Origin of the sequence: Streptomyces sp. FIT100, from assembly GCF_024584805.1 — a bacterium.
Taxonomy (GTDB): domain Bacteria; phylum Actinomycetota; class Actinomycetes; order Streptomycetales; family Streptomycetaceae; genus Streptomyces.
Genome location: NZ_CP075715.1, coordinates 3,532,422 through 3,545,626, shown reverse-complemented (window position 1 = coordinate 3,545,626; position 13,205 = coordinate 3,532,422). Strand labels below are relative to the sequence as shown.

12 protein-coding genes are annotated in these 13,205 nt (G+C 73.2%); 8 read left to right on the top strand and 4 right to left on the bottom strand.

What is annotated here, in order from left to right:
• Nucleotides 1-128 precede the first annotated feature (128 nt).
• Together cdgB and KK483_RS15630 are read left to right on the top strand one after the other, a co-directional pair.
• A complete protein-coding gene (cdgB, locus tag KK483_RS15635) occupies nt 129-1,829 on the top strand; it encodes a diguanylate cyclase CdgB (RefSeq protein ID WP_262005846.1) in 1,701 nt (566 codons plus the stop codon).
• Between the two features lie 111 nt (nt 1,830-1,940).
• Nucleotides 1,941-2,900, top strand: coding sequence for a CBM35 domain-containing protein (locus tag KK483_RS15630; protein WP_262005845.1), 960 nt, complete (start codon nt 1,941-1,943; stop codon nt 2,898-2,900).
• 84 nt (nt 2,901-2,984) lie between these two features.
• On the opposite strand, the gene KK483_RS15625 is transcribed toward KK483_RS15630, so the two are convergent.
• Nucleotides 2,985-4,232 (bottom strand): ABC transporter substrate-binding protein, encoded by a 1,248-nt coding sequence (locus KK483_RS15625; RefSeq protein WP_399016075.1) that lies wholly within the window; start codon nt 4,230-4,232, stop codon nt 2,985-2,987.
• A 155-nt stretch (nt 4,233-4,387) separates the two neighbouring features.
• On the opposite strand from KK483_RS15625, the gene KK483_RS15620 reads away from it, so the two are divergent.
• The 5 genes from KK483_RS15620 (at nt 4,388) to otsB (ending at nt 8,688) form a co-directional block, all read left to right on the top strand.
• Nucleotides 4,388-5,332 carry an ROK family protein gene (locus tag KK483_RS15620; RefSeq protein WP_262005843.1) on the top strand — a complete coding sequence of 315 codons (945 nt, stop codon included), beginning with the start codon at nt 4,388-4,390 and terminating at the stop codon, nt 5,330-5,332.
• Nucleotides 5,332-6,477: an N-acetylglucosamine-6-phosphate deacetylase gene (gene nagA / locus KK483_RS15615; protein WP_262005842.1), complete on the top strand. Its 1,146-nt coding sequence runs from the start codon at nt 5,332-5,334 to the stop codon at nt 6,475-6,477. The genes KK483_RS15620 and nagA overlap by 1 nt, the downstream gene beginning before the upstream one ends.
• Nucleotides 6,478-6,609: 132 nt before the next feature.
• Complete coding sequence (locus KK483_RS15610; protein ID WP_262009521.1) at nt 6,610-7,536, top strand: 1-phosphofructokinase family hexose kinase; 927 nt, start codon at nt 6,610-6,612, stop codon at nt 7,534-7,536.
• 63 nt (nt 7,537-7,599) lie between these two features.
• Nucleotides 7,600-7,836: a DUF3263 domain-containing protein gene (locus KK483_RS15605; protein WP_262005841.1), complete on the top strand. Its 237-nt coding sequence runs from the start codon at nt 7,600-7,602 to the stop codon at nt 7,834-7,836.
• A 9-nt stretch (nt 7,837-7,845) separates the two neighbouring features.
• Complete coding sequence (gene otsB, locus KK483_RS15600; RefSeq protein WP_262005840.1) at nt 7,846-8,688, top strand: trehalose-phosphatase; 843 nt, start codon at nt 7,846-7,848, stop codon at nt 8,686-8,688.
• Between the two features lies 1 nt (nt 8,689).
• On the opposite strand, the gene KK483_RS15595 is transcribed toward otsB, so the two are convergent.
• Both KK483_RS15595 and KK483_RS15590 read right to left on the bottom strand, forming a co-directional pair.
• On the bottom strand, nt 8,690-10,207 hold the full coding sequence (locus KK483_RS15595; RefSeq protein ID WP_262005839.1) for a trehalose-6-phosphate synthase: 1,518 nt from the start codon (nt 10,205-10,207) through the stop codon (nt 8,690-8,692).
• Between the two features lie 82 nt (nt 10,208-10,289).
• Entirely contained in the window at nt 10,290-11,792 is a 1,503-nt protein-coding gene (locus KK483_RS15590; RefSeq protein WP_262005838.1) for a DUF11 domain-containing protein, read from the bottom strand.
• Between KK483_RS15590 and KK483_RS15585 the strand changes: the two genes are divergently transcribed.
• The gene (locus KK483_RS15585; RefSeq protein WP_262005837.1) at nt 11,785-12,093 is read left to right on the top strand and encodes a hypothetical protein; all 309 of its coding nucleotides are present in this window, start codon (nt 11,785-11,787) and stop codon (nt 12,091-12,093) included. The genes KK483_RS15590 and KK483_RS15585 overlap by 8 nt on opposite strands.
• 43 nt (nt 12,094-12,136) lie before the next feature.
• Here KK483_RS15585 and KK483_RS15580 read toward each other — a convergent pair whose 3' ends face one another.
• On the bottom strand, nt 12,137-13,162 hold the full coding sequence (locus KK483_RS15580) for a glucosyl-3-phosphoglycerate synthase (RefSeq protein ID WP_262005836.1): 1,026 nt from the start codon (nt 13,160-13,162) through the stop codon (nt 12,137-12,139).
• Nucleotides 13,163-13,205 lie beyond the last annotated feature (43 nt).

Here is a 13,205-nt window from a genome sequence, read left to right as displayed (position 1 = left end):
GCGGTATTTGTTGACCCTGTGTACCGGGTGGGCAGCGCGCTGTGATTCAGTGGCGGGGACAGTGCACAAGAGGACCGATGAGAACCCTGGAGTCACGTTAGCTGTCGAGGTCTCGGGGAGAGCGAGCAATGGAGACCGAGTCGGAGCCGTACGTCCGTCTTGCGACCCTGCGGCAGCTGCATCAGGTCGTGGCGAACCTCAACACGGCCCGGAGCCTGGCGGACACGCTGCAGACCGTCGCCGACGGCATCGTCGCCGGGCTCGGCTACGAGCTGGCATGCGTCAATCTCGTGCGCCCCGACGGGGACCTCGTCGTCGCCGCCTTCGCGGGGAACAGCGCGGCAGAGGCCCTGATCACCGGTCGCGTCGGCTCCCGCACCTCCTGGGAGCGGCGGCTGTCGATGGGCGAGGCGTGGGGCGAGCTCCGCTTCATCCCCCACACCGAGGGCTGGGTGCTGCTGGAGGACGACGTTCCGCAGTGGTACACCGAAGGCCCCGAGCCGCGCTTCGAGGACGAGTGGCACCCCCAGGACCGGCTCTACGCGCCGATGTACGCGTCGGGCGGCGGACGTGAGCTCCTCGGCGTCATCTCGGTCGACAAACCCCGCAACGGACGCCGTCCCGGCCCCTGGGGCCAGGAGGCGCTCCAGATGTACGCCTCCCAGTCCGCGATTGCGATCAGCAACGCCCGGCTGCGAGCAAACATGCAGCGCGCGCTGGTCCGCCTGGAGCGCGAGCAGCAGGCCCTGCGCGCCAGTGAGGAGTCGTTTCGGCAGGCGTTCGAGTACGCCCCGAGCGGTATGGCCATCGCCGAGATGGGCGGCGACCAGCACGGCCGGCTGCTGCGCACCAATGACGCCCTGTGCCGCCTCCTCGGCCGGCCCGCCTCCGCGATGCGCCGCTACTCCTTCGCCGATCTGGTCCACCCCGAGGACATCGGCACACTCCTGCGGACCTCCGCCGAGGGCGGACGGGCCGAGCTGCGGCTCGGCCGCAGGGACGGCACGTACGTCTGGGTCTCGCTGCGCAACTCCGTCGTCGCGGACACCGCCGACGGGCCGCGTTTCCTGCTCACCCACGTCGAGGACGTCGAGGAGCGCAAGCGCCATGAGCTGCAGCTCGCGCACCGGGCCAGCCATGACTCGCTGACCGGCCTGCCCAACAGCGCGGAGCTGCGTGCCCGGCTGAGCGCCCGCATCTGCGAGCGGCCGCAGGCGGTGCTCAGGCAGGGGCCGGGGGCCGCGGTGGAGGCGCTCGACGCGGCGTACTCCGGACGCCCGGCCTACGGGTACGACGAGGGCGGCGGTGCAGGCCAGGACGAGAACGGCCACCGGCCCGACCGCTTCGACTTCGACCCTCCCGTGCCCGCGGGCGGCCCCTTCGACCACCATGTGCACGCCGTCGCGCCGGACAGCGAGCACGACGACGGCACGAAGGGCCTGGCCGTCCTCTTCTGCGACCTCGACGGCTTCAAGTCGATCAACGACCGGTTCGGGCACAACACCGGCGACGCCGTCCTCATCGAGGTCGCGCGCCGGCTCACGACCGGCGTACGCGACGGGGACACCGTCGCCCGCCTCGGGGGTGACGAATTCGTCGTCCTCGCCGACGGGCTCGGTGCGGCGGACGCCGCCGATCTGGCCGTACGGCTGCGGAACGCCATCATTCCGCCCATCAGGGTCGACGGACGGGCGGTCCGGGTCGGCGCGAGCTTCGGCATCGGCTGGGCGGTCTGCGGCATGTCCGTGGAGGAAGTGCTTCAATCCGCTGACCAGCGGATGTACATCGAGAAACGATCCAGGGCCAAGGTCCACCGGCGCGCTGGATAACGTGCGCGTGGGAACCGGACGGCCGTCAAGCGCCGTCCTTGGAGTTGCTCAAACGGGGTAGGCTCGGCCGGTCGGCGACGGCTGGCGAGCATGGATAGGAGTGACCCAGGGATGACGGCCGGGAACAACGGCGCGAGCACGCCCGAGGACGAGGATCCGTTCGGCTACCTGTACGCGGACGGGCAGCAGGCGGGCGCCACACCTCCCCGCCAGGGCGGCTACGGCTACCCCGGTCCGGCGGCGGCGCAGCCCGGCGTGCCCAGGACGTCGTACAACCAGGTGAGAACGGTCGGCGAGCGCCAGTACGGGCAGGTCCCGCAGCAGGCGCCGTACGCCCACCAGCCGGCCCCGCAGTACGCGGCCCCCGAGACATACCCCGGCGGCGCCCCGACCCGGCAGGTCCCGGTCCCGCCGCCCGGCGGCGGCCACGGCGGCGGCGGTCACGGCAGCGGCCGGGGCCGCGGCCCCAACACCAAGGGCCTGCTCATCGCGGCTGTCGCGGTCGTCGCGGTCGTCGTGATCGGCATCGCCGCGGCGCTCGCCACGAGCGGCGGCGACGACAACGAAAACCCCCAGGCCCAGGGCACCGCCCCCGCGGACCAGGTGAAGCCGAGCGACGAGCCCTCCAAGAACACCGAGGAGAGCCCCGCCGCCGAGCTCCCGAAGCAGGACGCCGCGACGCTCCAGCTGGGCGCGCCGGCGGCGCTGGCGAAGGACGTCAAGGGCGCGGAGGGCGCGGACGGGGCCTATGTGACCGGCTTCAACCAGGTCGGCGCCTCGGTCACCTGGCAGGCCACCATCGAGCAGGCAGGCGACTACCGGCTCTATGTGCGGTACGCGATCCCCGCGAAGGACGCCAACGCGACGCTGACGGTCAACGGCAAGGCGAACACCAACCCGATCGGCCTGAAGAACTTCATCGGTTCGTCGGACGCGAACCTGGAGAAGAACTGGCAGACCACGTGGGCGCCGGTCACCCTCCAGAAGGGCAAGAACGAGCTCAAGCTGTCCTGCGAGGCAGGCAATCAGTGCGACGCGGTCCTCGACTGGCTCGAGGTCCGGCACGGCTGACCACTCCCGTAGCACGTCGAACGCGTCAGGGGCCGGATCCGCAGATCCGGCCCCTGACGCGTTTCCCGCGCTCGGATCAGGCCGCTATTCCTTGGCCTCGGCCGCGGCCGCCTCGGAGGCGATACGGCCCAGGATCGCCGCCGGGTCGCCTTCCGGCTGCACCGCGGAGCCGATGTTCTTCTTGACGCTCGCGCTCACCCTCGCCCAGGAGGTCTCACCGAAGGGGTACAGCTCCGAGTGCGGGAGCGCCTCCAGGAACGGCTGGAGGTCCTCGTGAGCGTCGTCGGCCTCCATCTTCTGGCTCGCCGTGACCGTGACCGGCAGGATGTCGTAGCGCTCGGAGAACTCCAGGACGTTCGTGTCGCTGTACGCGAAGTCCAGGAACCGGCCGATCTCCTTGCGGTGGCCGTGCTGCTTGAAGCCCATCATCCAGTCGGCGACGCCCATCGACGCCGGCGCCTTGCCCTCGACGCCCGGCATCGGCACCGTGCCGACGTCGATGCCCGCCTTCTCGGCGGTCTGCATCAGGGTCGGGTGGCCGTTGAGCATGCCGACCTCGCCGCGTGTGAACGCCGCGAACGCCTGGGCGCGGTCGAGCTGCGCAGGGGCGACCGGGCCGGTCAGCTTCGGGGTGACGAGGTTGTCCCGCAGCCAGTTGAAGGTGTCGATGTTCTCGGCCGAGTCGATCTCGTAGACACCGGAGCTGCGGTTCTGGTAGCCACCGCCCCCGCTGAGCAGCCAGATCATGGTCTCGGCCTGCGACTCCTCGGAGCCGAGCGGCAGCGCGAAGGGGTACTCGACCCCGCTCGCCTTCAGCTTCTCCGCCGCCGTGCGGATCCCGGCCCAGGTGGTGGGCGCCTCCAGCCCGGCGGCGGCGAAGAGGTCCTTGTTGAAGAAGAGCAGCCGCGTGCTGGCCGCGAACGGCACGCCGTACTGGACGCGGTCGACCCGGCCGGCGTCGCTCAGGAGCGGCAGGAAGTTCGCCTGGGTGGGGACGGAGACCAGTTCCTCGGTGCGGTAGAGCTTGTCCTGCTTGACGTAGTCGGCGTAGGCGCCGATCTGCGCGATGTCGGGGGCGCTGCCGGCCTCCACCATCTCGGCGACCTTGCGGTCGACGTCCTTCCACGAGTACACGTCGACATCGACCTTGATGCCCGCGTTCTTGGACTCGAAGGCCCGCGCCAGCTTGTCCCAGTAGTCCTGGGAGGAGTCGGCCGCGCCGGTCCCGTAGTCGGCGGCGACGAGCTTGAGCGTCACGTCCCCGCCCTCGTCGGAGCTCCCGCATCCCGCGAGTCCGGCCACCATCGCCGCCGTGGCAACCATCGCCGTCATGCCGAAGTAGCGCCGCTGCACTGCTCGTTCCCCCACTGGTCAACTTCCTGCTGCGAGCCTTGAGGTCTACACCACATGACCGTGTTTCGACAAAACGCGGGAACCTCGGGGCAGTGGACTAGACCTCTCGGTGGTCGGCGAGCGAGACTGTAGGCGTGAGACACGTCATCGCCCTCGATGTGGGCGGCACCGGGATGAAGGCCGCCCTCGTCGGGGCGGACGGGGCACTGCTCCACGAGGCGCGGCGCGCGACTGGCCGGGAGCGAGGCCCCGACGCCGTCGTGGAGACGATCCTCGGCTTCGCCGCCGAGCTGCGCGCCTACGGCGAGGAGCGGTACGGCGAGAGCGCCCTCGCCGCAGGGGTCGCCGTCCCCGGCATCGTCGACGCGGAGCACGGCATCGCCGTCTACGCGGCGAACCTCGGCTGGCGCGACGTCCCGCTGCGCGGCCTCCTCGGCGAGCGGCTCGGCGGCATCCCCGTCGCGCTCGGCCACGACGTCCGCACCGGCGGCCTCGCCGAGGGGCGGATCGGGGCGGGCCGCGGCGCCGACCGGTTCCTGTTCGTACCGCTCGGCACCGGGATCGCCGGCGCCATCGGCATCGGCGGCGCCATCGAGGCAGGGGCGCACGGATACGCGGGCGAGATCGGCCACATCGTCGTCCGGCCCGGCGGGCCCGAGTGCGGCTGCGGGCAGCACGGCTGCCTGGAGACCCTCGCGTCGGCCGGTGCCGTGTCGCGGAACTGGGCGGCGGCGAGCGGCGACCCCGGCGCGGACGCGGCCGACTGCGCCAAGGCCGTCGAGTCCGGTGACACCGGCGCCGTACGCGTATGGCAGGACGCGGTCGACGCGCTCGCAGACGGGCTGGTCACCGCGCTCACCCTGCTGGATCCCCGCACCCTGATCATCGGTGGCGGGCTGGCCGAGGCAGGAGAAACCTTGTTCACACCGCTGCGGGCCGCGGTGGAGGCGCGGGTGACCTTCCAGAAACTGCCCGCCATCGTCCCGGCGGCCCTCGGGGACACCGCGGGCTGCCTGGGCGCGGGGCTCCTCGCCTGGGACCTGCTGACCGATCAACTCAACTCGGAGGTAACCGCCTGATGGCCGACCGGATGGTTCTCACAGGCGCCCGGGTGGTGCTGCCCACCGGGGTCGTCGAGAACGGGCGGGTGATCGTCGACGGGACCCGGATCGCCGGGCACGCCCCCGTCGACGCACCCGGCACCGACTTCTCCGGCCACTGGCTGGTCCCCGGTTTCGTGGACATGCACAACCACGGCGGCGGTGGCGCGTCCTTCACCTCCGGCAGCGCGCAGGACGTGCTCACCGGCGTACGGACGCACCTGGAGCACGGCACCACGACGCTCGTCGCCTCCACCGTCACCGGCGACATGGACTTCCTGACCCACCGGGCCGGGTTCCTGTCCGAGCTGGTCGAGCAGGGCGACCTGGCCGGCATCCACTTCGAGGGGCCGTTCATCTCCCCCTGCCGCAAGGGCGCGCACAGCGAGAAGCTGCTGCGCGACCCCGACCCCGCGGAGGTGCGCAAGCTGCTCGACGCGGCGCGCGGCACGGCGAAGATGGTCACCCTCGCGACCGAGCTGCCGGGCGGCATCGAGTCCGTACGCCTGCTCGCCGAGCACGGCGTGATCGCGGCGATCGGGCACACCGACGCGACGTACGAGCAGACGGTGGAGGCGATCGAGGCGGGCGCCACCGTCGCGACCCACCTCTTCAACGCGATGCCGGCGCTCGGGCACCGGGCGCCCGGTCCGATCGCCGCGCTGCTGGAGGACGAGCGGATCACCGTCGAACTGATCAACGACGGCACGCATCTGCACCCGGCGGCGCTGGAGCTGGCGTTCCACCGCGCGGGCGCGCGGCGGGTCGCGTTCATCACGGACGCGATGGACGCGGCGGGCTTCGGCGACGGGATCTACCACCTCGGACCGCTGGAGGTCGAGGTCAAGGACGGGGTCGCGCGGCTGGTGGAGGGCGGCTCGATCGCCGGGTCCACGCTCACGCTGGACACCGCCTTCCGGCGGGCGGCGACCGTCGACCGGCTGCCGGTCGAGGACATCGTGCGGGCGATCTCGGCCAATCCGGCGCGGCTGCTCGGCGTCTACGACAGGGTCGGCTCGCTGGAGCCGGGCAAGGACGCCGACATGGTGGTGCTGGACGCGGACTTCACGCTCAAGGGCGTGATGCGCAAGGGCGCGTGGGTGGTCGAACCGGTCCTGTCGTAGGACGCTCACGCGGGCGTGCGGGGGCGGTTGGCCGGACCGGGCGGAGGGGGTCTGGGCCAACCGCCTTCTTTTTGGCATGATCAGCACCCGTCGGACAGCGATGGCAAGCGCATGCTCAGGGGGGTGTCGGGGGTGATCCTGACGGTCACGCTGAACACCGCCCTCGACCTCACGTACGCCGTCCCCGCGCTCGTCCCGCACAGCTCCCACCGCGTCACCGAGGTGATTGAACGCCCCGGCGGCAAGGGCCTCAACGTCGCCCGTGTGCTCGCGGCGCTCGGCCACGAGGCGGTCGTCACCGGCTTCGCCGGCGGCCCGACGGGCGCGGTGCTGCGGGAGCTGCTGGCCGGGGTGCCGGTGCGCGACGCGCTCGTGCCGGTCGCGGGGAACACCCGCCGCACGCTGGCCGTCGTCGACGCGGCCACCGGCGACACCACCCAGCTCAATGAGCCCGGCCCGACGGTCACGGCCGACGAGTGGGCCGCCTTCCTCGGCATGTACGAGACGCTCCTGCGCGGCGCCGACGCCGTGGCCCTGTGCGGCAGCCTGCCGCCGGGCGTCCACGTCGGCGCGTACGCGGAACTGGTCCGCCGGGCCCGGGCGGCCGGTGTCCCCGCCCTGCTGGACACCAGCGGCGAGCCCCTGCGCCGCGGCCTCGCGGCCCGCCCCGAGCTGGTCAAGCCGAACGCCGACGAGCTCGCCCAGCTCACCGGCGCGCGCGACCCCCTGCGCGCGGCCCGCGACGCCCGCCGCCGCGGTGCCCGCGCGGTGGTCGCGTCCCTCGGCCCGGACGGCATCCTCGCCGCCACCGCCGACGGCACCTGGCAGGCCACCCCGCCCTCGAAGGTCCTCGGCAACCCGACGGGCGCCGGCGACTCCGCCGTCGCCGGCCTGCTCTCGGGCCTGGTGGAGTCCCTCCCCTGGCCGGACCGCCTGACCCGCGCGGTGGCCCTGGCGACGGCGACGGTCCTGTCCCCGACGGCGGGCGACTTCGACCGGGCGACGTACGAGGAGCTGGTGCCGAGGATCGCCGTGACGGAGAACGCCCCGGCGGCGTGACGCCCGGCGGAACGCCTCGGTATCCGCCCGGACCGTACGAGCCGCGCACACTATGTTGCTCATATGACCGATGTCGAGGAGCTTTCCGAGCGCGACCGCGCCGTCCTGCGCCTGGAGCGCACCGACTGGCCCGGCCCCGGTGCGAAGGAGCGCGTCGTACGGGAGCAGCTGGGGATGTCGCCCACCCGCTACTACCAGCTGCTCAACGCCCTCCTCGACGACCCCCGGGCCCTCGCCCACGACCCCGTCACCGTCAACCGTCTGCGACGAGTACGGGACGCCCGGCGCGAGCGCCGATAGGGTCGGGGCATGGGGAGCCAACTGCCGGAGCCGATCACGCCCGCCGGACGTGACGGCCTCGCCGCGATTCTCGAACGGCCGCGGGACACCGTGGTCGCCCTGGACTTCGATGGCACGCTCGCCGAGATCGTGCCCGACCCCGAGCAGGCCCGCGCCCATCCCGGCGCCGTCCCCGCGATCGCCGCGCTCGCGCCGCGCGTGGCGTCCGTGGCCGTGCTGACCGGCCGCCCGGTCGGCGTCGCCGTGCGGTACGGCGGCTTCGCCGGGGTCCCGGGACTGGAGCACCTCGTCGTGCTCGGGCACTACGGCGCCGAGCGCTGGGACGCCGTCAGCGGCACGGTCGACGCGCCCGCCCCGCATCCCGGCGTCGCCGCCGTCCGGGCCGAGCTGCCCGGGTTCCTCGACTCGCTCGGCGCCTGGGAAGGCATCTGGATCGAGGAGAAGGGCCGCGCGGTCGCCGTCCACACCCGCCGCGCCGCCGACCCGCAGGCCGCCTTCGATGCCCTGCGCGAGCCCGTTGCCGAGCTGGCCGCCCGGCACGGGCTGATCGTCGAGCCGGGCCGGCTCGTCCTGGAGCTGCGCCCGCCCGGTGTCGACAAGGGCGTCGCGCTCTTCGAGTACGTGCGCGAGCACCAGGCCGGAGCCGTCCTGTACGCGGGCGACGACCTCGGCGATCTCGCCGCCTACGCCGCCGTCGAGAAGCTCCGCTCCGACGGGGTGCCCGGGCTGCTGCTGTGCAGCGGCAGCGCCGAGATCCCGGAGCTCGCCGAGCGCGCCGACGTGCTGCTCCCGGGACCGGCCGAGGTCGTCGCGTACCTCGCCGCCCTCGCCGAGCGCCTGCCCCGCCCGTAGGTCAGTCGCCCTCGCCCAGCTCCTCCAGCGCGTGCAGCTGGTCCAGGAACCACTGCTGCGGCGGCAGCGCCGTCGCCGCCGCGGCCAGCCGCTTGGTGCGCTCCGCGCGCTCGCCGTCCGGCAGGGACAGGGCCTGGTGGAGCGCCGTGGCGGTGCCGCTGACGTCGTACGGGTTGACGACGACCGCCTCCTCGTGGAGCTCCTCGTACGCGCCCGCCTCCCGCGACAGCACCAGCGTGCAGCCGGCGTCCGAGACGACGGGGATCTCCTTGGCGACCAGGTTCATCCCGTCCCGGATCGGGTTGACCAGTGCCACGTCCGCCAGCCGGTACGCGGCCAGCGACCGTGCGAAGTCGTCCTTGACGTGCAGGACGACGGGTGTCCAGCCGGCCGTCCCGTACCGCTCGTTGATCTCGGCGGCGATCCGTGAGACCTCCGCGGTGTAGTCGCGGTAGACGGCCAGATCCTGCCGGGACGGATAGGCGAAGGCCACGTGCACGACCCGCTCGCGCCACTCGGGGTGCTCGTCGAGCAGCGTCCGGTACGCCAGGAGGCCGCGGACGATGTTCTTGGACAGCTCCGTCCTGTCGACCCGCACGATGACCCGGCGGCCCGCGCCGATCTCGTCGCGCAGGGCGGCCATCCGCTGCTCCACGTCCGGCTCGTGCGCGCGCCGGCGCAGGAACTCCGCGTCCGCGCCCAGCCCGTGCACCCCGATCCAGGTGCGGCCGTGGGCGGGCCCGGGGCCGCGGACGGTGACGCTGGGCGCCTGGTCCTTCGGCCAGGACGGCACGACGTCGTAGGGCCCCAGCACGGACGGGCAGGTCCGCATGAAGGTCTTCGCCCACCGCTCGGTGAGGAAGCCCAGCCGGTCCGCCCCCAGCATCCCGAGGAGCAGCTCCTCGGCGACGTCGTCCGGCAGCATCCGGAAGTACTCGGGTGGCGCCCACGGCGTGTGCGAGAAGTGCCCGATCCGCAGGTCGGGGCGGTGCTCGCGGAGCATGCCGGGCGCGAGCGCCAGATGGTAGTCCTGGATCAGCACGGCCGCGCCGGGCGCCGCCTCCGCCGCCAGCGTCTCCGCGAAGGCGCGGTTGTACGTGCGGTAGGCGCCCCACTGCCGCCGGAACTCGGCGTCGAAGACCGGCTCGAGCGGCGTCTGGTACAGCATGTGGTGGACGAACCACAGCACCGAGTTCGCGATGCCGTTGTACGCGTCGGCGTGCACGGCCGCGTCGATCGCGAGCATCCGCACGCCCGGCTCGGCGACTCCGCGCCGCACCGCCTCCCGGTCGCCGTCGCCGAGCGCCGAGCACACCCACAGGGCGCCCGCGTCGGGACCGATCGCCGAGAGGCCGGAGACGAGTCCGCCGCCGCCGCGGCGCGCGTCGAGCGTGCCGTCCTCGCGGAGGGCGTAGGTGACGGGACCGCGGTTGGAGGCGACGAGCACCTGCGCCGCGCGCTCGGGACGCCCGTGGTGCCCGGGATCGGTGTTCTCGGAGTCAGCGTGCTCGGAGACCATGTCGCGAAACCTAGCCCTTCCGGGAACCGCTCAAACGTACGGCCGGACTTCGCCGGTGGAGTCCGGCCGTACGCTCACTCGTTCAGTGGTGGCCGCGACGGCGGCCGCGGGTCGCGGCGAGTGCGATCGCGCCGGCCGCGGTGAGGGCCACGGCGACGCCGCCGAGCAGCCACAACTGCTCGGCGCTGGCGCCGGTGGCCGCGAGCTGTCCGGTGCTGCCGTACGTGGGGCCGACGGCGGGCGCCGACCTGTCGGCGGGCATGCCCCCCGGCCCCGGCGCGGGCAGGGCCGGCCGCCCCTGCACGGCACCGATGCCCGGGCCCGCCCCGGTGTCCCACTCCGTCGCCGCGGCGCCCTCGCCGGACGCCGCGTCCGCACGTCTGCCGACCTCCGGGGTCACCGCGCACGGCCCGTCCTCGCTGCCCTCCTCGCAGTTGGACCGCGCCGTGTCCGCCACCACGGTGTTGCGGAGCCTGCCGTCCCCGGTGCCCTCCTCGTCGATGGTGACCGAGTACGTCACGGTCACCGACTCCCCGGCCGCCAGCGCGCCGCTGTAGGTGAGCCGGGGCTCCTTGTAGGCGACCCTCCCGGCCGAGGCCCTGGCGTTGTCGTCGTACACGGCGTCGTCGAGGTTCTCGGCGAGGTCGTCGGTGAACCGCACCTCGGGGAGGTCGCTCGCGCCCGTGTTCTTCGCCGTGATGGTGTACGTCACCATGTCGCCGGGCTTGACCCACGTCTGCGAGGCCGTCTTGGAGATCTCCAGGTCGGCCACCGGGGCGGACACGGCGAGCGCCGAGGCGAGGTACGTGCCGCCGGTCGTCCCGTTCCTGCCCCTGCCCGGTTCGACGGTGTACGGGACGCTCCCCAGCGCGCTCTTCGGGAGGTCGAACTCCTCGTCGTCGACGCTCAGGTTCTCCCGGTCGCCGCGGAAGGCCGTCACGGACGTACGGACCTTCCCGCCGGCGCGCTGGAAGCCGCCGACCGGCACGGCCGTCGTGGACGTGGCGGACGGGGGGCGCCGCAGGACGTGCCCGCCGTGGACGGAGACGTGGCGCCGCTCGGGGGCGTACGTCGCGTCCGGGCCGTCGTAGGCGTAGACGACCGTCAGTGACCAGCCCGCGACGCAGCCGCGCCCCGCCGCCGTCCATACCCCGCCGACCGCGACCGGCATCGGGGAACCGGTGCCGGTGACCCCGTCGAAGGCGTCGGTGACATCGGCCTCGCCGGTGTAGTAGTGGGGCCCGGTGGCCGATTCCTGGTCCCTGACCAGGTTCTCGGCGTCGACTGCGGTCGGTGCGGCACCGTTGACGCCGATCGCGGGGACGGCGGCCAGCGGGGCGCCGGGGGAGCGGGTCACGTCGTCCGCCCCGGTGGCGGCGCAGCGCTGGAGGACCGAGCTCTCCGGGTCCCGGTCGCGGTACGTGCCGTCGTTGCCGCCCCAGAACAGGCGGGCGTACGCGACCTGCGCGCCCGGCGGGAGCACGACCTGGCCGGCGCCGCCCCGGCCCGCCGCGCCGCCCGCGCACGGAGCGGCCGTGTCGCCGGGGGTGTCCGGGCAGCCGGGGACCGTACCGCCGGTGGTCATGAAGTCGCCGTACAGCGATTCGCCGTACCGCTCTTCGAACGCGGATGCGGTCTCGGCGGCCGCCCGGTCGGGGGTGGGCAGCCCGATCGCGAGGGCCGACGCGGCGGAGGCGGCGATGAGGAGGGTCAGGGCCCCGACGGAACGGGACGTCCTGGAAGACCCGGATGACCTGAAGGAAGACCCGGAGGACCCGAAGGGCCCGGAGGACCCGGAGGACCCGGAGGACCCGAAGGTTCCGGAAGACCCGGAGGACCTGGGAAACCTGGAATCAAGGCGCCGAGCGCCCATTCGTCTGACATAGCCCATAAGTCCGAAATTTAGACAATCTCATCGGGCTGAAGCGGTTACGCCGCGCCCGTGTTACGCCGCCCGGTGGTGCCCCCGTGCCCGTTCCGCAGGTGGCGCGCCGCGTACTCCGCGATCTCCGCCATCGGCGGCCGCTCCTCCGTGTCCACCGCATGCGTCCGCGGCACGAAACCGCCCTCGCCCCGCTCGAACTGCGTCAGTGCGGGCCGCACCAAGTGGCCTCGGGAGAGCCGGAGTTGGGCCGTCCGGTAGATCGCCGCGGCCATCCGCCCCAGCGCCTGCCCGTCCTGGTGGCGGTGCAGCCGTACGCCCACGTCCACCTGCGCCAGCGCGTCCAGGCCGACCGTGTGCAGCGCGTCGACCAGCAGGCCCAGCTCCACTCCGTACCCGACGGGGAACGGCAGCCGCTCAAGCAGCGAGCGCCGCGCCGCGTACTCCCCGCCCAGCGGCTGGACGAACCCCGCCAGCTGCGGCCAGTGCAGATTGAGCAGCGGCCGTGCGACCAGCTCGGTCACCCTGCCGCCCTGCTCGGCCCCGCCGGGACGGCCGCTCTGGCCCGGCGCACCGGTCAGCGGCCGGTCGTACATCGCCTTCACGAACTGCACGTCCGGATCGGTCAGCAGCGGGCCGACGATCCCGGAGACGAAGTCGGCGGAGAACTCCTTCAGGTCCGCGTCCACGAAGCAGACGATGTCCCCGCCGGTCACCAGCAGCGAGCGCCACAGCACCTCGCCCTTGCCCGGCACGGCCGGTATCCGCGGCAGGATCGTGTCCCGGTGCACCACCCGGGCGCCCGCCCGGGCCGCGACCTCGGACGTACGGTCCGTCGAGCCCGAGTCGACGACCACCAGCTCGTCCACGAGCGGCACGGCCTCCGTCATCAGCTCGCGCCGGATCACGGAGACGATCTCGCCGACCGTCGCCTCCTCGTTCAGCGCCGGCAGCACCACACTGACGGACGTACCGCGCCCGGCGGCGCGCTTCGCGGCGACGAGCTGGTCGAGCGGGCGGTCTGCCACGGACCAGGACCGCCGGACCAGCCAGCGCTCCACCTCTTCCAGCACGTGATCTCCATCTCGCGGATCGGACGACCATCTCAAGCGTCCG